This window comes from Acinetobacter sp. ANC_7504 (assembly GCF_056779995.1).
The window spans coordinates 97,648-116,434 of the sequence record NZ_JBWYIZ010000010.1 but is presented as its reverse complement, the minus strand read 5'-3'; the positions used below and the strand labels follow the sequence as shown (position 1 = coordinate 116,434).

Sequence of the window (18,787 nt, the reverse complement as noted above, 5' to 3'; positions counted from 1 at the left end):
CAATCACTGTGGGCTTTTAAAATTATAAATAATTTTATTAATTATTTATAACGATCTACCATTTTCTCTAAAGAAATAGGGCGAATCTTGTCAGCATGACCTGCTGTACCAAATGCAGTATAACGATCTACACAGATTTGCTTCATTGCTTCAACAGTTTGAGCAAAGAATTTACGTGGATCAAATTCGCTTGGTTTTTCAGCCATCATACGACGCATAGCACCTGTTGAAGCTAAACGTAAGTCAGTGTCGATATTGATTTTACGTACACCGTGTTTAATTGCTTCAACCAACTGCTCAACAGGAACACCATAAGTTTCTTTGATGTCACCACCGTATTGGTTAATAATCGCTAACCATTCTTGTGGAACTGAACTTGAACCATGCATTACAAGATGAGTATTTGGAAGTGCAGCGTGGATCTCTTTAATACGATCGATCGCTAAAATATCACCTGTAGGTGGACGCGTAAATTTATAAGCGCCGTGTGAAGTACCAACCGCAATTGCTAACGCATCAACGTTAGTATCAGCGACAAATTGAGTCGCTTCCTCAACCGAAGTAAGGAGTTGTGAATGATCTAGAACGCCTTCAGCGCCAACACCATCCTCTTCACCAGCCAAACCAGTTTCAAGGCTACCTAGGCAACCAATCTCACCTTCTACAGATACACCACACGCATGTGCCATTTGAACAACACGACGAGTTACATCTACGTTGTAATCATAAGTTGTTGGTGTTTTACCATCTGCACCTAATGAACCATCCATCATTACAGATGAAAAGCCCAATTGGATTGAGCGTTGGCAAACGTCAGGATCAGTACCATGGTCTTGGTGCATCACAACTGGAATGTGTGGCCATTCTTCGATTGCAGCCAAAATAAGATGGCGTAAGAATGGAGCACCAGCATATTTACGAGCACCAGCAGATGCTTGAACAATAACAGGTGAATTTGTTTCATCTGCGGCTAACATAATCGCGCGCATTTGTTCTAAGTTGTTTACGTTAAACGCTGGTACGCCGTAACTATGTTCTGCGGCGTGATCCAAGAGCTGGCGCATTGAAATAAGAGCCATAATTTCCTCCCAGGTAATGCTCCATATTCTAACCTGACCTGTGTTTCAATTCAGCAACAATTGACAGTATTTCATAAAAAATCCCTGCAATTGCAGGGAGATTTTCAATTTAATACTTATTGAAGTAGAAAATCACTCCGCCGTTGCTTGATCAGCAGGTGCATTTGCAACTTCTTCAGGAACATCAGTATTATTTTCATCTTGTAATGGCTGATCAATAGCATCGATAGCCGCTTGTTGTTCAGCACTAATATCTGATGCTTCAACAGCAACTTCTGATGTTGATGTTTGATCTGCAGCTGGTGCACTTTCTTGTTTAGAACAAGCCGTCATAGCAAGAGTAGCAGCCAATAGTGCAATTACGCATAATTGTAATTTCATGATGTTATTCCGCATGATAAATCAGATTATGATCATAATATTTCAAAATTATTTCATTTTCATGACGAAAATTAGTCAAAAAAAAAGACCTTCTTAGAAGGTCTTTTTTCTTAAATCCAATTAAGCGCGTTCAAGTAGAACAGCGACTGCTGGTAATGTCTTGCCTTCTACAAATTCAAGGAAAGCACCACCACCAGTTGAGATATAACCAATTTTGTCAGCAACTTCATACTTATCAATCGCAGCTAAAGTATCACCACCACCGGCGATAGAGAAACCTTCAGATTCTGCAATCGCTAAAGATAGCGCTTTCGTGCCCTCACCAAATTGATCAACCTCAAATACGCCTACTGGACCATTCCAAAGAATTGTTTTTGAAGTTTTTAAAATTTCAGCAAATGCTTGAGCTGTTTCTGGACCAACATCAAGAATCATGTCATTGTCAGCAACATCTTCAACTTTTTTCACTACGGCTTTTGCTGCCGCTAATGAGCCAAGGAAGTCATCAAAGTTAATTTCTGATGCGTCAGCAACAACAACATCTGTTGGCAATGGAACCGATACTTTCGCAGCAATTGCTTTAGCTGTATCGATTAAGTCATTTTCACAAAGTGATTTACCAACGTTATAGCCCGCAGCTGCTAAGAATGTATTCGCTATACCACCACCGACAATGAGCTGATCACAAATATCTGATAACGATGTTAAAACATCTAGTTTAGTCGATACTTTTGAACCCGCTACAATAGCAACCATTGGTTTTTCAGGCGTCTGAAGCGCACGACCGAGTGCGTCTAATTCAGCGGCAAGTAATGGACCTGCTGCTGCAACTTTAGCAAGACGAGCCACACCTTCTGTCGATGCTTCTGCACGATGTGCAGTACCAAATGCATCCATAACAAACACATCACAAAGTGCTGCATATTTTGCTGCTAACTCTGGATTATTTTTCTTTTCGCCTGTGTTAAAGCGACAGTTTTCAAGTAACACAACTTGGCCTGGCGCAACTTCAACACCATCCAAATATTCAGTGAGTAATTTAACTTCTTGACCCAATGCTTCAGTTAAGTAGGCAGCAACAGGTGCAAGTGATTGTTCAGCTTTAGGCTCACCTTCAACTGGACGACCAAGGTGAGAATAAACCATTACTGCTGCGCCTTTTTCAAGAGCGGCTTTAATTGTTGGTAATGCAGCGCGTAAACGTGCATCACTCGTAATCACACCATTTTTAACAGGAACGTTTAAGTCTTCACGGATCAGAACACGTTTACCTGCTAAATCGAGGTCAGTCATACGCTGAAAGTTCATGTATAGCTCACTTTATAGATATCAAAACCGCATAGATTCTAAATGATTATGCTAAAAAAGGTGAGTAAAATTTCAGAAAAGCTGTAGAAATCTTTAGATTTGATTATGATAGATGGAGTCGAACCACAAAGTGTTGCTATGTCTATCCATCCAGATCCAAGTATTAATCGTTTAAATGTTTTCGGCGAACCGCTCGCCAGTTGTTGTTTTGATCCTATTACAGGATATTTCAGAAATGGTTTTTGCCACACTGCACCCTCTGATTTAGGTCAACATACAGTCTGTGCCGAAATGACGTCTGAATTCTTAAGTTTCTCGCAACGAATTGGGAATGATTTGACAACACCACTACCCGAAGTTGGTTTTCCCGGTTTAAAGCCTGGTGATTTCTGGTGTATTTGTGTGACGCGCTGGGTTGAAGCTTATCAGAATGATATGGCACCGAATTTAAAACTTCAGGCTTGTCATCAATCAGTACTTGCTTATGTCCCGATCGACATTTTAATGGAATTCTCAGTGTAATGAATCATCATGTTGCTTCAACGTCAGCAAGAATTATTTTAGCTTCTGGCAGTCAAACACGTAAGGAACTACTTAATCGATTACATATCGATTTTGAACAAATATCACCCGATATCGATGAGACTCCGCGTGGGGAAAGCCATGCCGATGATCTTGCCTATCGACTCGCATATGAAAAAGCAAAATATTTTGCTGAGAAAGATCCAGATGCGATCGTTATCGGTTCTGATCAGGTGGCTTGGCGTGAAGGCGCACCTGACATATTTATTGGAAAACCTTTATCTCCTGAAAAAGCAATCAAACAACTTCAAGCAAATTCAGGAAAAATTGTTTATTTCAGTACGGCATTAAGTGTTCAACACGCTTCATCTGGGTTTGAAGAAACCATTGTTGAACATTATAAGGTCAAATTTAGGCATTTGAATCTGGAAGAAATTCAGCGTTATGTCGCACTTGAACAACCTTTACAGTGTGCTGGAAGTTTCAAATGCGAAAGTTTGGGCATCAGCTTATTTGAAGAAATGATTGGGCAAGACCAAACCACGTTGATGGGCATGCCGATGATTCAATTGTGTAAAATTTTACGTGAATTGAAAATTCTAGTGCCTTGATACGTTGCATATTAATAAATAAGACCGAGTTCAATAACTCGGTTTTTTTGGAATTATTTGTTACTAGCAACTGATGAATGAAATAAATACCCTATTTTTAGCTCAAATAATTACAACTGAGCTAAATTAATTTATATACACAAAGCTGTGGAAAATTGATCGATAAGCGATCTCAAAACATAGAAATTGTAAAAAAGTTCAAATGATCATATTTGGGTTGTTCATTTCAAGTTAAGAATATGAATTACATGAACAAGTTAAGAAACTTTGTATAACATCCATTATCTTAGTTTAAGTTATCATTGTTAAAGTTTTTTTCAATTTTGGATACTATCTTTAGGGGGATACATATGCATGATAACTTCTGGAATAGATTTCTACATATAGAAAAAAAACTAAAAGAATTTAGTACTCACTTAGATTTTGACATTAGAAACAATGAAACTTTTTCTATAGAAATAATGAATTTGTATCTTACAATTTGTTCAGAAATTGAAGCTATTTTTAAGGCTTGTACATCTAATATTGGTAATTCATTCAACTTTAGAGATTTTCGTGAATACTATAAAGATGAAACACAACTACAAAGTCTATCTCTCTTAAAGTCTGACGTAAAAATTAAATATACATCTTTAAAATTCACTCCATTTGATAAGATAGATAGCGATGAAACAATTTTATGGTGGAATCACCATAATAAAATTAAGCATGATCGTGAGATTAATAGAAATCTCGCGAACTTAAAAAATCTATTAGACTCAGCTAGCGCACTTTTTTTACTTAACTTAGTCTACAGATTTGTAGTTCAAGAAAAAATATACCTTATACCCCCTCCTGAAATTTTCGAAATAAAAGACTTCTTGGTCAGCATTCATTCTTCAGGAGGTGGGCTTCTATATACATCCAAAGCCTGTATAAATAGTTTTGGTGCTGAAAGCCCTTTTGATGATGATTAGTTTAGTTAATATTTGATTCAATAAATCTGCCTCATTTAACATAATGGCTGTTATACGATATGAAATTCCCCTCAAAGTGTAAATTAATTATTTCTTTAAAATAGCTATATTCATTTTTTTCATATTCATTTGTATCATCCATAAGCAAGAAAACATGCGCTTTTAAAGCCGTGTCACTTGCAGAACTTGCATCGTTCAAGGGACAATAAGCCAAACTAAATTGTAGTCCTTATTATGTCCCAAACTTTAGACGTTCTCGGCGGTATTAGCGCTGAACAATTCCTTACGGAATATTGGCAAAAAAAACCGCTCCTCGTTCGTAATGCAGTTCCTGAAATTGTGGGTTTACTTGAACCCAATGATGTTATGGAGCTTGCACTCGATGAAAACGTGACTGCACGTTTGATCAAACAAAAAGATCGTGACCCTAATCAATGGAATGTGAAGTCATCGCCACTGCTCAAAGCAGACTTCCAAAAAATGCCAAAATTATGGACACTACTCGTTCAAGCGGTCGATCACTATTCGTTTGATCTTGCTGAGTTATGGAAAAAATTTCCTTTTATTCCTCAATGGCGTCGTGAAGATATTATGGTGTCTTACGCACCACAAGGTGGTTCTGTCGGTAAACACTTCGATTTTTATGATGTATTTTTAGTTCAAGGTTACGGACATCGCCGTTGGCAATTAGGCCAAATGTGTGATGAACAGACAGCACTCGTTGCAGGTCAGCCTTTAAAACTTTTGCAAGAAATGGAAGTTCATTTTGATGAAGTTTTGGCGCCAGGAGATTTACTATATGTCCCACCTGGTCTTTCTCATTATGGCGTAGCTGAAGATGAGTGTTTAACCTATTCTTTCGGTTTCCGCATGCCAAATATCTCAGACATGATGGATAGTCTTGGTGATTCTTTTTCAGAACAAGAGCAACTGGAAAAACCATTATTAGATATCACACGCTCTGTCAGCACTGCTGTCGGCGAAATTTCAGATCATGAGCTTAGCTATTTGCGCGAACAACTTTTAGCTCAACTGCAAAATCCTGAGATGCTAAATGAAGCCATCATGTGTCTCGCTTCGCAACCTGGTTATCCTAACAATATTCCAGAAAATGACGAAATTGGAACAGGTGATTTAGAAGAAGCACTTGAAGAAGGCTATTTATTAAAAATCGAACCTGCTTCACGTTTGCTGTATAGCAACTTCAATGATGAACTTAACTTTTGGGCAAATGGAGAGCGCTTATGTATCTCCGAAGAATTTAAACCTCATTTAAAACGTATCGCTGATGGTGAAATGATCGCTTTAGATGAAAGTTTATATGATCAACATATTCTTGAAGATCTCGCTGAACTCTTGAATAGTTCGATCATTATGTTGCTTCCTTCGGAAGAAAACTAAACCTATAAATATAAATTGTTAGCTTACAGCTGTAAGCTAACAATTCACTACTTGTCTGATTCCATAGAAGTTCGTAAGGTAATTACAGTAAAGAACGATGGAAAATAAAAATGGCAAGTCCTGCTCAAGCAATAAGACATAAATTACTGAACACTTTTTTTTCAAGACATTCTGTATGGTTCGCATGTATTATCATCGCCCTGAGTATTACGTGGCTTAGGCTATTTTACAACCCCCATTATATTTATTATTTTCTATCCGACAGTGTCATTAATATTATTTGGCTACTGACCAGTTTACTCAGTGTCTTAGGCCTATATGATGTACTTCAAAATAAACATTCAATTTTAAAGAACTACCCAATCATGGGGCATTTTCGCTTCTTATTTGAAGATTTCAGACCCGAAATTCGTCAATATTTTATTGAATCAGACCAAGACGCTTTACCCTTTTCAAGAATGCAACGTAGCTTAGTTTATCAGCGTGCAAAGAATGAAAATGCTGATAAGCCTTTTGGTTCAATTATTGATGTATATCAAGATGACTATCGTTTCATTACTCACTCTCTTGCACCGAAACTCCCAGCTGATACCAGCACCTTCCGCATTAAAGTGGGTAATGATCAGTGCGCTCAACCTTATAGTGCATCAATCATGAATATCTCAGCAATGAGTTTTGGGAGTTTAAGTGCTAATGCAATACGCGCACTTAATCTCGGTGCCCACATGGGTCAGTTCTATCATGATACTGGCGAAGGAAGCCTAAGCCCCTACCATCTTGAAAATAATGGAGATATTGTTTGGCAAATCGCCAGTGGATATTTTGGTTGTCGAACTGAAGACGGTCTCTTTGATCCTGAAAAATTTAAAGCTCAAGCCAAACATCCCAATATCAAAATGATTGAGCTAAAACTGTCTCAAGGTGCAAAACCAGGTCACGGCGGTATTTTACCCAAACATAAGATTACAGAAGAAATTTCGAAGATTCGTGGTGTTCCTCGTGATCGCGATTGTATTTCCCCGCCAAGCCACCCTAGCTTTAATACACCGATTGAAATGATGCATTTTATTCAAAAGTTACGTGAACTATCAGGTGGTAAACCTGTTGGATTCAAATTATGTATCGGACAGCCTTGGCAATTTATGAGTATTGTCAAAGCGATGCTTGAAACCAATATTGTTCCTGATTTTATCGTCGTAGATGGATCAGAAGGTGGAACCGGTGCTGCACCGATTGAATTTAGCGATAATATCGGAACGCCACTGCGTGAAGCGCTCTTATTTGCACACAATACCTTAGTAGGTGCTGGATTAAGAGATAAAGTAAAAATTGGCGCAAGTGGTAAAATCATCAGTGCTTTTGATATTGCGAGTACCTTTGCCTTAGGTGCAGATTGGGTGAATTCAGCTCGTGGATTTATGTTTGCTGTCGGTTGTATCCAAGCTCAAAGTTGCCATACCAATCAGTGTCCAGTTGGGGTAGCAACACAAGATGCTGAGCGCCAAAAAGCAGTCCATGTACCAACGAAAGCAGAACGTGTTTATAATTTCCACAAAAATACATTGCATGCACTGGCGGAAATGATAGCAGCTGCAGGTTTAAATCATCCGAGCGAAATTAAAGCTCATCATCTCGCGCAACGTATAAATGATCGTGAAATCAAAAATTATGCTCAATTACATTTTTGGTTAGAATCAGGTCAATTATTAAACTGTAAAGATAGAGATGAAGAAAATTTCTATTTCAGAATGTGGAATTTGGCAGATGCCAGCAAATTCTAGTTTCGTCAAAAAGGTGCTGAAATCAGCACCTTTATTTTAAAAGTATCCTTTGTGACTTTGAGCATGCAAGAACGCTGGGATTAAACCCGTTAATGCTGCCCGTATATCCGCACGCTCATTGATCAACTGATGAGATCCCTCCTCTAACATGAGCAAGGTCTGAAGGCGAAACTTTCTGCGTATAAATTCGATATTATAACGCCAGTCTACGGTTTGATCTTGGGCACCTTGAGCGAGCCAAACTGGAATTCGGCATGCAGGTCGATTTTCCATTTCCAACATCCACTTTGACATTGCTAATATCCAATCCATCCCCATCATACGCGGTTGTAGTGGATCTTTTAGACGTACAAATCTTAAAAATTCAGGGTTGTGATTATTGCGCTTAAAATGTCTTGGAACTTCACGTTTGATACGGCGAATGATGCCCAAGCCTACTGGATTATGCCACCATGCTGTTTTTGCAGGTCTGACTAACGGGGACAAGAGCAAAACGCGTTCTACAATTGGATTTTTACGTTGTTCAGCAAACTCCAACAAATGATGCATCCAAATTGCACCACCAGTACTCTGTCCGATACCTAGCCATGGTTTAGGCAATTGATCAGCTTGTTTTACATATTGGTGAACCGCATGGAGTACTTGCTGATAATGATCAAAGTTCTGAATGCTGGCAGCATTGCCATCACTTAACCCATGTCCAGGCAAGTCATAAGTTAAAACACTAAACCCTTGATCCAGTAATTCACCAATAATTGGTTGGTAAATCCCACTGTGTTCCAAATAGCCATGCAATAAGAATACAGTACCTTTCACCTGCTCTATGCGAGGTTGATACACCTGCACATGAAGTTTGAACAAAGGCATTTTGATATAACCCTGCCAATAATTCGCTTCAAGACGATCAAGTGCGTAAAGATGACGATAAGCTTGAATCTCTTTCGAAGGAGAATAAGGTCGATTTAAGTTTAAAGGTTCCAACCTTAATGGTGTTTGTTCTCGATTCGGAATGGGTAAATCGAGTTGTTTCAACACATTTGGATTCAGAAATGGAATATCAGACATTATGGCACCTCCCGACAACCGCTAGAGCCAAACATTACATCTCTGATCGTGGCAAGTAATTCATAATTTGCACGACGACTGTGATCGTAATTTAATTGGCTAGGACGCCATGTTGTCAGCATTGTAGGCATGGGCGCTTCAACAGGAACTGTCTTGATACCGTTCAAAGCAAAAAGACGTCGTGTACGTGTCATATGATAACGATCGGTAATCAGAATCACTGTCGGCGCTCCTCCTTTTTTTTGTAATAATAATGAACTAAAGCGTGTATTCTCACAGGTATTCATGCTGCGTTGCTCTAATAGATTCGCTTCTACCCCACGCGATGCTAACCAAGCTTGCATATACGGTGCTTCAACACCACTCAATACAATAGGTAAATCCGTTTGCTTCTCAATCTCAAGTGTTTTTTCTAGTCTAGAGCGTGTGTAATCATTAACTACGATATCAATTTTATTATCCCCTAGCGTCAACCCACCACCCAACACAACTATCGCATAAGGTTTATCTTTTTGATTTGATAAAGTTTTATTTTCATTTTGAATCAACGCGATATCTTTATAGATTTGCGGATCTAATGTTTGAACCTCATCTTCTTCTAAGGGATGATTTCTAAGGAAAAATTCATATTTTTCCATTAAAGCCAAGCGCTGATTTTTTTCTTCATTAATGGATGAATTTGTTGAATCAGTTTGGCTTATGGCAACATCACTGGCTAAATCAGGCTGATCAATTGCGAAGACAACATCCTCTTTAGTTTCATTCTTTGTATTTATATCTGTAAGCAATTCATCTTTAATTTTTTGTTTTAATAACACATAGCGAGTTTGAATTTCAGCAAGCTGTTCAGCCCCTTGATCATTCAATTGTTCTTCAATAAGTTTGAGATAAGCTTGTCTTGCAATCCACAGCCTTGAACCAGGCTCCAAATCCTCCTTATCAGTTAACGCTGCCATTTGCTGGCTCTTGGCCGCAATTTCGTCAACTTTGATAGGGACAAATGCGTGAAGTGATTTCACAACAAGTGCTGAATAAAATGGTGTATACCAGAAAACCATGAGACAGCCCAAAAGTGCGAATATGATCGCCATCATACGCACCGTTGCCACCATCCAATGTTTTCTAGACATACTGTCCTTTTTAAACCAAATGAGATTGAATAGAACCTTTTTGATCGAACAAAACAGGCTCAGGTTCTAATAAAATACCAAACTTATTTAACACATCTTGCTGCACAGAGCGATAGGTTGCCTGCACATCTGTGAGAGATGCATCGGCGTAATTGACTAAAACTAAAGCCTGTCGATCAAACATTCCCACTTTTCCTAATTTTTTTCCTTTCCAGCCTGATTGGTCAATCAACCAACCAGCTGCAACTTTTACAGAACCATCTGCTTGAGGATAGTGTGGAATCGTGGGATGAAGCTGTAAAACTTCCTCAAATTTCGTTTTAATTAAAATCGGATTTTTAAAAAAGCTCCCTGCATTTGGATATTCTGCAGGATCTGGGAGTTTACTTTGACGAATTTTGATCACTTGTTGCTGTAAATTATATGGCGTAATGTCATCGCCCATCGCAGCTTTTAAATCTCCATAATTCATTTTGAGTTGTGGCTGTTTAAGTAATTTAAAGATGACCGCAGTAATAACAAACCGCTCAGGCTGATCTTTAAAAATGCTGTGTCGATATGAAAAATGACAATCACTCGCTTGGATTTGAACGATTTCATTTTTAGTACGATCAAAAGCCTCTACAAATTCAATAAATTCACCGACTTCAACGCCATAGGCACCAATGTTCTGAACAGGTGCAGCACCCACCCACCCTGGAATCAATGCGAGATTTTGCAATCCATAGAAACCTTGCTCTGTTGTCCAAAGCACGAACTCATGCCAGTGACGTCCAGCACCTACTCGAATTGTTACATTGGTATCATCTTCAGCAAGCAGGACAAGATCATCTAAATGTAATTGAACAACCAAAGCATCTAGATGCTCAGGGAGCAGCATATTACTCCCCCCTGAAAGTATCATCATGTTTAATTGAGCTTGCTCAGCGAATTCAATTGCTTCACGCAAATCTTGAAGAGATCGAACAATACAATAATGAGATGCAACAGCATTTAAATTCAACGTATTGAAAGACTGGAGTTGTATATTGGTTTGAATATCAATCATATTTTTATCTTACTCAACGTTTGACTGCTGCAACATTGGTTTTAAGTAACTAATCCATGCTTTACTGTTCGACTCACATTGATCTAAGACCAACTCAAAGCCATCATCTCCACCATAGTAAGGATCAGGTACTGGTTGATTTAAATATGAAGGATCTTTGGCACTCATGAGCTCTATTTTTGCTCGCAGTTCATGGTTTTGAAATATTTGCGCTGCTTCAACTTGCAGTTTCTGAATATTGACTAGATTTTCATGATCCATCGCCAAGATTAAATCAAATTCCTTAAAGTCTTCAATACGAATCTGTCTCGCACGTAATGAAGATAAATCATATCCTCGTTTCAATGCGTGCTTTTGACTTCTATAATCAGGCGCTTTGTTTGGGTGATAATTACTGGTTCCAGCTGAATCAACTTGAATATTTAATTTTTCTAAATCCGCAAAGTGTTTCATTACCACTTCTGCTGTTGGGGAACGACAAATATTTCCTAAACATACACATAAAATTTTGTATGGCATTTTCGTCGTCATCTTCGCCTCAAAAATACATATACTTTCGCAGTGCATATGTTAAGTTATTTAAGGAGTGAATCCTATAGAACTGTAAAACAATAATCTTATTTAAAGCGAAAAAAGGATGTGTGATGAGCCAATTTCAATTTCAAACTGTCGGGAATATTATTTCTGGTTTAGGGAGTATTCAACAGCTTGGCTCAATTTTAAAACAACATCGATTTAATAAAGTTCTTCTCGTCACAGATCAAGGGATGATTGATCACCACCTCCACCAACCTATTCTTCACATTTTCAACGCTACTGGGACTGAGTTCAGTATTTTTTCCGATGTCGTTGCAGACCCTCCAGAAGATGTCATCTTAAATGCAGTAGATGAAGCAAAACGTTTACAGATTGATGCAGTCATTGGTTTTGGCGGTGGTAGCTCCTTAGACGTGGCAAAAATTATTGCCGTACTTTCACACCCCAATCAAACCCAAACGATTTCTGAGTTATATGGCGTCAATCAAGCTCAATCGCCACGATTACCACTCATCTTAGTGCCTACAACTGCAGGTACGGGTTCTGAAGTTACACCAATCTCTATTGTCACTACAGGCAAAACAACAAAAACAGGAATTGTTTCACCCGTTCTGTATGCGGATACTGCCATTTTAGATGCAACTTTTACTCAAGGTCTTCCGGCTCACATCACTGCAGCAACAGGAATTGATGCAATGGTGCATGCAATTGAAGCCTACACCTCAAAACTAAAGAAAAATTTCTATTCTGATTTGCTCGCTAAACAAGCATTGGATTTATTGAATCAAAATTTAAAACTTGTTCTAGAGCAACCCCAAAACCTAGAAGCGCGCCAAAAAATGCTCTTAGGCTCTATGTTGGCTGGACAAGCATTTGCAAATGCTCCTGTTGGAGCTGTTCATGCGCTTGCCTATCCTTTGGGCGGGCATTATCACTTATCGCATGGTCATACCAATGCAATCGTGCTTGTTGAAACACTGAAATTCAATGCACCTCAAGCGAAGAAATACTATGCTGAACTGATGCAATGGATTGACCCATATAGCAAAGGCAATACTGATGGCTTATGTGATTTATTTATTGATCATATGGAAAGGCATGTTAGCCAGAGTGGGTTGAGCTTAAAACTCAATGAGCTAGGTGTACAAGAATCAGATTTAGAGATGTTAGCTAATGATGCGATGCAACAAACGCGCCTCTTACAAAACAATCCTAGAGCTCTAAGCTATGCTGATGCTTTAAGCATCTACCAAGCAATTTATCATTAAATGACTCGAAATCTTTAATCAACTTTCTGAATAAAATATGACAACTATTTCAAAAAAAACTAGAGCAGACTATCAATTCTTTTTTCCCATCCAAACCCGTTGGGCTGATAATGACGTGTATGGGCATGTCAATAACGTCACTTATTACAGCTACTTTGACACCGCCGCAAATGCGCTACTTATTCAACACGCACTATTTGACTTTAAAACTTCGCCTATCATTGGACTCGTTATTGAATCAAAATGTACATATTTTTCTGAACTATCCTACCCCGAAGTGATTGATGTTGCTGTCGCTATCGAAAAGATTGGACGATCTTCAGTGACGTATAGCATTTCAATATTTAAGAAAAATCAATCAGAGCCTGCTGCTCAAGGTTATTTTGTGCATGTATTTGTCGACCGTGACTCTCGTAAAAGTATTGAATTACCAAACTCAATACGCGAAGCCTTAACTACGTTTATGACGAAATCAACTTAAGACTTAAGCTGAATATTATGTAGCTCACCGCCGAAAATTTTTAACAAGTCTTCCACGACGGGTTCTTGATGAATCAATTCTTCAGCACGTCGATATGCCTTTTGCTTACGCTTTTCCTGCAGATCGAAAGGCGTCTCACCGTTTGGTTCGTTGTATTTTACGATTAATTGAGATTTTGAAAATGATTGCTTGAGTGCTGCTTCTAAACTCGGAATGAGTGAGTGCAATAAAGCTTCGTATTTTGCAGGGATATAGAATTCACATGTTCCATCAATTTGACCTTGCATAAGACCTTGTTGTGCTAATTCTTGTACCGCAGGTGTTAATGGACTATTTCTGAACCAATATTCCCACTTTTGAGTATCCCATTCACCTACCAATTCGACAGGCTCAAGCCTTAAAATATCTTGAGGCATTAAACCTTTTAAGCCAGCATCTGCGACAACATTTTTATTCTCATCAAGTAGATCTAGACTTGGGCAATGAGTGCCATTCGATGATCCTTCTTCTTGAACTGACAATTCAGCGCTTTCAGCAGAATGTTCATTTGGCTTAGGCTCTAAAAAGAAAATATTGTCTTGATCAACAATAGAAGATTCAACAGGCTCTGAATTAAAGCTTGCTCCAAATGAAGTCAGCTCAATCTCCCCACTGCCTACCACAGAGTTGGTTAAATTCTCTTGTTTCACTTCAACAGATACAGACTGATCGACATCATCCGCATGATTTAATTCTGTTGAATGCAAGCTTTCAGATTCAGATTTTTCAGGATGAACTGACTCCGTAGGAACAGCCTCATCATCTGATGCCATCATCTGTTGAAATAAGATTAGATCCGTATTTTCCTCATCATTTACATCACGACTACGCTGAATCGAACTCGTATTATTCTCAGGCGAACTGATTTTCGATCCTGCTTCTTGATGATCAGCCGATATAGATTCTGAATTCTCTGTCGAAATCTGATTGAAATTTTCAGCTTCTTTTAAGACATTTGATTGTTCTGGAGGTGCTTGAGTGGTCAGCTGCTCATTATTCGCCATCGGGCGGAATGCCAACAACCTGAGCACACACATTTCAAAGCCTTGCTCTTGAGTCACTGCAATTTGTAATTCAGCACGACCTTTACATGCAATTTGATAATACAATTGTAGATCTTGAGCAGAAATCATGCTCGAAAGCTGCATAATTTTCTGATTAATCTCAGCACTATATTTTAAACTCAAGTCTGGTAAGTATTGGAGTAAAGCCAACTCATGTAAAGTTGAAATGAGTTGATCCAACACCAAAGAAACATCAAGTGCTTGTTGACGGAATTGGAGTAATAAAGCACTGACTTTAGCACGTTGATTTTGATGTATCGCCAAAATAAGGTCGAAAATAATCGTGCGATCAATCAAACCCAGCATTTCTTTCACATCTTGGTGGTGAATCGCACCTTGCCCATATGCAATTGCTTGATCTGTTAGCGACAGTGCATCACGTAAAGAACCTTGTGCTGACTCAGCGATCTGCCAAATCGCATCAGCTTCCGCATTAATTGATTCTTTAGTTAAAATTTGTGTGAGATGTGAAGTGATTTCATCAACCGCCAATGGGCGTAAAGTAAATTGCAAACAACGTGAAATAACCGTAATTGGAAGTTTTTGAGGATCTGTCGTCGCAAATAAAAATTTGACATGTTCAGGCGGTTCTTCAAGTGTCTTGAGTAAAGCATTGAAAGAATGTGTGGACAGCATGTGTACTTCATCAATGAGATACACTTTAAAACGACCTTGCGTTGGTGCATAAGGTACGTTATCCAATAATTCTCGTGTATCCTCAACTTTGGTTCGGGAGGCTGCGTCAATTTCAATTAAGTCTATAAATCGACCTTCATTGACTGCGGTACACGTTGGGCATACTTCACACGGTGTAGATGTTACACCTGTTTCACAGTTCAGACATTTAGCAAGAATCCTTGCAATCGTTGTTTTACCAACGCCACGCGTCCCCGTAAAAAGATAAGCATGATGCAGTCGACCACGCTCTAAAGCACTGGTTAATGCACGCGACACATGGTTTTGACCAACCAATTCTAAAAAATTACGTGGACGATATTTACGCGCAAGAACCTGATACATGAATGCTCCCTAATTACAGGACTAAGCATACTGTTTTTTTTGGCAAGAGTGAATGCGTTACAGATCATTCATACATTCAAAAAGCAATTTAAATCCAACTCTTTTTTCTTGGGAAAATTTAACCTGTTAAATTCAAACTAAAATCATCGAAATTTTCGTATTCCTCACCAGTCCCATCGATACGAATTTCGAGCATTTTGTTGACCAAATCGACAAGAATGATATTTCTGGTTGGGACACCGTTTAATTGAATCAAAGACTTTTCAGTATTAATGAATTTGAACTGACCTTTGATTTCTTCTGCTTGGTTATGACCGCTTAGACTTAATCGTGACAACACATACGTTTGGTCTGCGTTAAGTTGTAAATCAACAGCCATACCAGGACAATCCTCACAACGCGAAAAACACCCCATACATGGCGTAGTACCTTGATACAAACCAATATATTGAGGTGTTACTTGATTTTTTATTGAATCATTCTGTTTCAAGAGTTGATTTGATTGCGTGGACTGATCGCAAGAAGCCATATGAATCGACGATATCAAAACGAATGGGATGACAGTACTACGGCGCATAATCACAAATCAATTTTAACAATTTTGTGAAAATTACCATATCTCAAGTCTGCAAATGAATCAATGCGTATGTTGGTGCACGTGAACCCCATCATCATGTAAAACTTGATCAGGGTAAGCGAGTCCAATCCCTTTAATTACTTCAGCAAAATATGACCCTTTATCTGTATAAACTTTAATAATTGCATATTGATCTTCAATACTTTGAGTAATCGTAAAATAGTTTAGATCAGCAGGATAATCCTCAAATTGCCCCTTGTATCGCACAATTCCATCCTCAACTTGTTCAATCTCAGTAATTTCAGCCACACGGTTGATACCAAATTGCAAAAGTTTCAAGGGAAATTTACTGCCCTCTTTCATGCTCGCCACTTGATCAGGACTAAACTTAAATAAATAACCCGAGTCAGCCCGATGCTGAAAACTTTCTGGAAGAATCATATGCCGTTCAACATTTTGTTCTAGTACAGGCATAAGCTCAGGCATCAGATGAGAACTCGATGATTCATTCTTATTTTCAAGCCGTTCGTCATGAGCATTAACATTTTGACCCAGTTCATTTTCAACTTGATGCTGCTGTAAGCTTGCAGATGATTTGTCTTTTTCGGGTTTTAGATATAACGTAAATGTAGCAGTCACAAAAACTGCTACACCCAATAAAATATAAATTACTTTCATACGTTATTTGAATAGCGACACTGCTTTAGCATTTTTATTAATCATAGTGACAGCATCACGATCATTCGTACCCCCTAATTGGTATCCATACTTTGGATGGAATAAATCTGGGCTTGAGAAATAAGAGATACTATTACCTCCCATAATCGTACCACCCAATGGATGCTCCAAACCACGTGCTGGTCCAGCGGTATCATCATGATTCACCCCCATATTATGACCGAATTCATGACGTAAAACCGTGATTCCACAGTTAATACTTCCACTACCGATCATATAATTAGAGTTAGGGTTTTCAAGCAAGTAAGCTAAACCACAGCCTTCTTCATCACCTTCATAATATACAGCATCAGCTTTTAAGCGATTACGCTCATTCTGAATAACTTTGTCCACACGACCAATATCAAGGACATTGTTTAATGTTTTAGAACCTGGTGTTTTATATTGCAGATAACCAACGTTGCGCAGATAAAACTTGGCATTTGAATTCTCTGCAGACACATTGGTTAGATCAAAGCCTTCAATCAACCTCATTTTCGCTGCATTTGCACCTAATTTCTCTGCAACAGCAGGACTACTCACCAAAAGCATGTCAATGGTTGCACTATCAGCTTGCCATCCTTGAGATGTATAGACAAAACGTTGCGTTTCACCAGTTTGAATCGTTTGTCGTAAATTATTGGATGCCTGAATTGTGCTGCTCCACGCCGCTCCAGAACTTATGATTATCTTGTCATTGATTTGAGCGCGATCAGGTAAATTAATTACTGATTGCCAATTTCCATTTGCCAACTTAACACGTGTCACTGGTTGTTTAGGATCAGGAACTTTTTGATTATTTAAATCTTTCGCTTGTATCACACGTTCTGGTGCAGAAACTAAAATCCACTTCGCTAATTCTTTTACAAACATAAATTCATATCGTTCACCTCTATTTAGTTTTAAAGTTGCTGAGGTATTGATATTCTGATTTGAAATAGTAGCTTGCCATGTTGCAGTCGACTTCACGATCACACGATCACGGTCATATGCTGAACTTGGTAATGTGAATTGTGACACCCAGTTTCCATCACCAAAAATAATTTCAGTTAAAGGGCTATCTGTTTTATTTAACTGAGTACCCACTGAACTAACATTTAGTTGTCTCGGCTTGACATATTCAGGCACCCATTTTTTTAGATTTTGATTAAATACAAACCAATAGCGATCTCCTTTTTTTAAATTAAAATTACTCGAAAAAAGAAGATTTGTTGTATCAATTGATGAATCCCTGCCTGCATCAGATTCAATCAACATTACCGTATTGTTAGCAACATCGCTCGGCAATACTATTTTCTTTGCCCAAGCGCCATCTTTTAGATGAACTCGCTGTATTGTTTGTTGATTAGATATAATATTTTGTACACTTGAATTATCTAAAATGACACTGGGTGTACTGTTGATTCGCCATTTTTTTAAAGATTCACTATAAATAAAGTCGAATGTGTTTCCTTTATTGATTTGAATTGATTCAAGGGGAATATCAATATTGGAAGTATCTAGATATGCCGCATATCCCGCCGATGAGGAAATTCTAATCTTGTCATTATTTTTTGGATTGTTTGGCAGATAGATTTGTTTCGTCCAATTTCCATCACGCAATTCGAATTCTAATTCAGCATAACCGCTCGGAATCTGCCCGCTTTGCTGATTTTGGTTTGGTGTAAGTACTGTACTTGCCACAACACCACTCATCAAACAACCCATTAGTAAAAAGGTAATTTTTTTATTCATCATGTCACTATTTGTTTATTTTAGTTAAAGTTAGTATACATTATAAATACAAATTCTCCTTTGTAAAT

At 38.3% G+C, this 18,787-nt stretch carries 18 protein-coding genes; 7 read left to right on the top strand and 11 right to left on the bottom strand.

Annotated elements, in window-relative coordinates:
* Positions 1–41 precede the first annotated feature (41 nt).
* The 3 genes from fba to AC1M9F_RS11320 all read right to left on the bottom strand — a co-directional run bounded on the left by fba (position 42) and on the right by AC1M9F_RS11320 (position 2,768).
* Positions 42–1,079: a class II fructose-bisphosphate aldolase gene (gene fba / locus AC1M9F_RS11330; RefSeq protein WP_035269168.1), complete on the bottom strand. Its 1,038-nt coding sequence runs from the start codon at positions 1,077–1,079 to the stop codon at positions 42–44.
* Between the two features lie 132 nt (positions 1,080–1,211).
* Complete coding sequence (locus AC1M9F_RS11325; RefSeq protein ID WP_481597815.1) at positions 1,212–1,460, bottom strand: hypothetical protein; 249 nt, start codon at positions 1,458–1,460, stop codon at positions 1,212–1,214.
* Between the two features lie 120 nt (positions 1,461–1,580).
* On the bottom strand, positions 1,581–2,768 hold the full coding sequence (locus tag AC1M9F_RS11320) for a phosphoglycerate kinase (protein WP_035269172.1): 1,188 nt from the start codon (positions 2,766–2,768) through the stop codon (positions 1,581–1,583).
* 138 nt (positions 2,769–2,906) lie between these two features.
* Here AC1M9F_RS11320 and AC1M9F_RS11315 point away from each other — a divergent pair, with 138 nt between their 5' ends.
* The 5 genes from AC1M9F_RS11315 (at position 2,907) to AC1M9F_RS11295 (ending at position 8,039) form a co-directional block, all read left to right on the top strand.
* Positions 2,907–3,290: a DUF2237 family protein gene (locus tag AC1M9F_RS11315; RefSeq protein WP_035269188.1), complete on the top strand. Its 384-nt coding sequence runs from the start codon at positions 2,907–2,909 to the stop codon at positions 3,288–3,290.
* Positions 3,290–3,901, top strand: coding sequence for a Maf family protein (locus tag AC1M9F_RS11310; RefSeq protein WP_481592480.1), 612 nt, complete (start codon positions 3,290–3,292; stop codon positions 3,899–3,901). Before AC1M9F_RS11315 ends, AC1M9F_RS11310 begins: the two co-directional genes overlap by 1 nt.
* A gap of 350 nt (positions 3,902–4,251) precedes the next feature.
* Positions 4,252–4,857: a hypothetical protein gene (locus tag AC1M9F_RS11305; RefSeq protein WP_481597814.1), complete on the top strand. Its 606-nt coding sequence runs from the start codon at positions 4,252–4,254 to the stop codon at positions 4,855–4,857.
* 234 nt (positions 4,858–5,091) lie between these two features.
* Positions 5,092–6,258 (top strand): ribosomal protein uL16 3-hydroxylase, encoded by a 1,167-nt coding sequence (locus tag AC1M9F_RS11300; protein WP_481597813.1) that lies wholly within the window; start codon positions 5,092–5,094, stop codon positions 6,256–6,258.
* Positions 6,259–6,368: 110 nt separating this feature from the next.
* The gene (locus tag AC1M9F_RS11295) at positions 6,369–8,039 is read left to right on the top strand and encodes an FMN-binding glutamate synthase family protein (RefSeq protein ID WP_481597812.1); all 1,671 of its coding nucleotides are present in this window, start codon (positions 6,369–6,371) and stop codon (positions 8,037–8,039) included.
* A gap of 36 nt (positions 8,040–8,075) precedes the next feature.
* Here AC1M9F_RS11295 and AC1M9F_RS11290 read toward each other — a convergent pair whose 3' ends face one another.
* Genes AC1M9F_RS11290 through AC1M9F_RS11275 form a run of 4 tightly spaced genes read right to left on the bottom strand, consistent with a single transcriptional unit; the run spans position 8,076 to position 11,813 of the window.
* The gene (locus AC1M9F_RS11290) at positions 8,076–9,104 is read right to left on the bottom strand and encodes an alpha/beta hydrolase (RefSeq protein ID WP_035266046.1); all 1,029 of its coding nucleotides are present in this window, start codon (positions 9,102–9,104) and stop codon (positions 8,076–8,078) included.
* Complete coding sequence (locus AC1M9F_RS11285) at positions 9,104–10,234, bottom strand: YdcF family protein (protein ID WP_481597811.1); 1,131 nt, start codon at positions 10,232–10,234, stop codon at positions 9,104–9,106. Before AC1M9F_RS11285 ends, AC1M9F_RS11290 begins: the two co-directional genes overlap by 1 nt.
* 10 nt (positions 10,235–10,244) lie before the next feature.
* Entirely contained in the window at positions 10,245–11,279 is a 1,035-nt protein-coding gene (murB, locus tag AC1M9F_RS11280) for a UDP-N-acetylmuramate dehydrogenase (RefSeq protein WP_481592122.1), read from the bottom strand.
* A 12-nt stretch (positions 11,280–11,291) separates the two neighbouring features.
* A complete protein-coding gene (locus AC1M9F_RS11275; RefSeq protein WP_481592115.1) occupies positions 11,292–11,813 on the bottom strand; it encodes a low molecular weight protein-tyrosine-phosphatase in 522 nt (173 codons plus the stop codon).
* A 113-nt stretch (positions 11,814–11,926) separates the two neighbouring features.
* On the opposite strand from AC1M9F_RS11275, the gene AC1M9F_RS11270 reads away from it, so the two are divergent.
* Together AC1M9F_RS11270 and AC1M9F_RS11265 are read left to right on the top strand one after the other, a co-directional pair.
* On the top strand, positions 11,927–13,087 hold the full coding sequence (locus tag AC1M9F_RS11270) for an iron-containing alcohol dehydrogenase (RefSeq protein ID WP_481597810.1): 1,161 nt from the start codon (positions 11,927–11,929) through the stop codon (positions 13,085–13,087).
* A gap of 37 nt (positions 13,088–13,124) precedes the next feature.
* Complete coding sequence (locus tag AC1M9F_RS11265) at positions 13,125–13,568, top strand: acyl-CoA thioesterase (RefSeq protein ID WP_481597809.1); 444 nt, start codon at positions 13,125–13,127, stop codon at positions 13,566–13,568.
* On the opposite strand, the gene dnaX is transcribed toward AC1M9F_RS11265, so the two are convergent.
* The 4 genes from dnaX to cpaA all read right to left on the bottom strand — a co-directional run bounded on the left by dnaX (position 13,565) and on the right by cpaA (position 18,680).
* Positions 13,565–15,691: a DNA polymerase III subunit gamma/tau gene (gene dnaX, locus AC1M9F_RS11260; protein WP_481597808.1), complete on the bottom strand. Its 2,127-nt coding sequence runs from the start codon at positions 15,689–15,691 to the stop codon at positions 13,565–13,567. The two genes, AC1M9F_RS11265 and dnaX, sit on opposite strands and share 4 nt — an antisense overlap.
* A 118-nt stretch (positions 15,692–15,809) precedes the next feature.
* Entirely contained in the window at positions 15,810–16,268 is a 459-nt protein-coding gene (locus AC1M9F_RS11255; protein WP_481592111.1) for a copper resistance protein NlpE N-terminal domain-containing protein, read from the bottom strand.
* A gap of 60 nt (positions 16,269–16,328) precedes the next feature.
* Complete coding sequence (cpaB, locus tag AC1M9F_RS11250; protein WP_481596369.1) at positions 16,329–16,946, bottom strand: metalloprotease secretion chaperone CpaB; 618 nt, start codon at positions 16,944–16,946, stop codon at positions 16,329–16,331.
* Between the two features lie 3 nt (positions 16,947–16,949).
* A complete protein-coding gene (cpaA, locus tag AC1M9F_RS11245) occupies positions 16,950–18,680 on the bottom strand; it encodes a metalloendopeptidase CpaA (RefSeq protein WP_481597807.1) in 1,731 nt (576 codons plus the stop codon).
* Positions 18,681–18,787: the final 107 nt, after the last annotated feature.

What these genes read in the sequence shown, in the direction of transcription:
- AC1M9F_RS11275 (WP_481592115.1), bottom strand. Translation starts at nt 11,813, where the DNA reads ATGACGACGAAAATGCCATACAAAATTTTATGTGTATGTTTAGGAAAT.
- AC1M9F_RS11255 (WP_481592111.1), bottom strand. Translation starts at nt 16,268, where the DNA reads ATGCGCCGTAGTACTGTCATCCCATTCGTTTTGATATCGTCGATTCAT.
- AC1M9F_RS11305 (WP_481597814.1), top strand. Translation starts at nt 4,252, where the DNA reads ATGCATGATAACTTCTGGAATAGATTTCTACATATAGAAAAAAAACTA.
- cpaB (WP_481596369.1), bottom strand. Translation starts at nt 16,946, where the DNA reads ATGAAAGTAATTTATATTTTATTGGGTGTAGCAGTTTTTGTGACTGCT.
- fba (WP_035269168.1), bottom strand. Translation starts at nt 1,079, where the DNA reads ATGGCTCTTATTTCAATGCGCCAGCTCTTGGATCACGCCGCAGAACAT.
- AC1M9F_RS11320 (WP_035269172.1), bottom strand. Translation starts at nt 2,768, where the DNA reads ATGAACTTTCAGCGTATGACTGACCTCGATTTAGCAGGTAAACGTGTT.
- AC1M9F_RS11285 (WP_481597811.1), bottom strand. Translation starts at nt 10,234, where the DNA reads ATGTCTAGAAAACATTGGATGGTGGCAACGGTGCGTATGATGGCGATC.
- AC1M9F_RS11295 (WP_481597812.1), top strand. Translation starts at nt 6,369, where the DNA reads ATGGCAAGTCCTGCTCAAGCAATAAGACATAAATTACTGAACACTTTT.
- AC1M9F_RS11265 (WP_481597809.1), top strand. Translation starts at nt 13,125, where the DNA reads ATGACAACTATTTCAAAAAAAACTAGAGCAGACTATCAATTCTTTTTT.
- cpaA (WP_481597807.1), bottom strand. Translation starts at nt 18,680, where the DNA reads ATGAGTGGTGTTGTGGCAAGTACAGTACTTACACCAAACCAAAATCAG.
- AC1M9F_RS11270 (WP_481597810.1), top strand. Translation starts at nt 11,927, where the DNA reads ATGAGCCAATTTCAATTTCAAACTGTCGGGAATATTATTTCTGGTTTA.
- dnaX (WP_481597808.1), bottom strand. Translation starts at nt 15,691, where the DNA reads ATGTATCAGGTTCTTGCGCGTAAATATCGTCCACGTAATTTTTTAGAA.
- AC1M9F_RS11290 (WP_035266046.1), bottom strand. Translation starts at nt 9,104, where the DNA reads ATGTCTGATATTCCATTTCTGAATCCAAATGTGTTGAAACAACTCGAT.
- AC1M9F_RS11325 (WP_481597815.1), bottom strand. Translation starts at nt 1,460, where the DNA reads ATGAAATTACAATTATGCGTAATTGCACTATTGGCTGCTACTCTTGCT.
- AC1M9F_RS11315 (WP_035269188.1), top strand. Translation starts at nt 2,907, where the DNA reads ATGTCTATCCATCCAGATCCAAGTATTAATCGTTTAAATGTTTTCGGC.
- AC1M9F_RS11300 (WP_481597813.1), top strand. Translation starts at nt 5,092, where the DNA reads ATGTCCCAAACTTTAGACGTTCTCGGCGGTATTAGCGCTGAACAATTC.
- AC1M9F_RS11310 (WP_481592480.1), top strand. Translation starts at nt 3,290, where the DNA reads ATGAATCATCATGTTGCTTCAACGTCAGCAAGAATTATTTTAGCTTCT.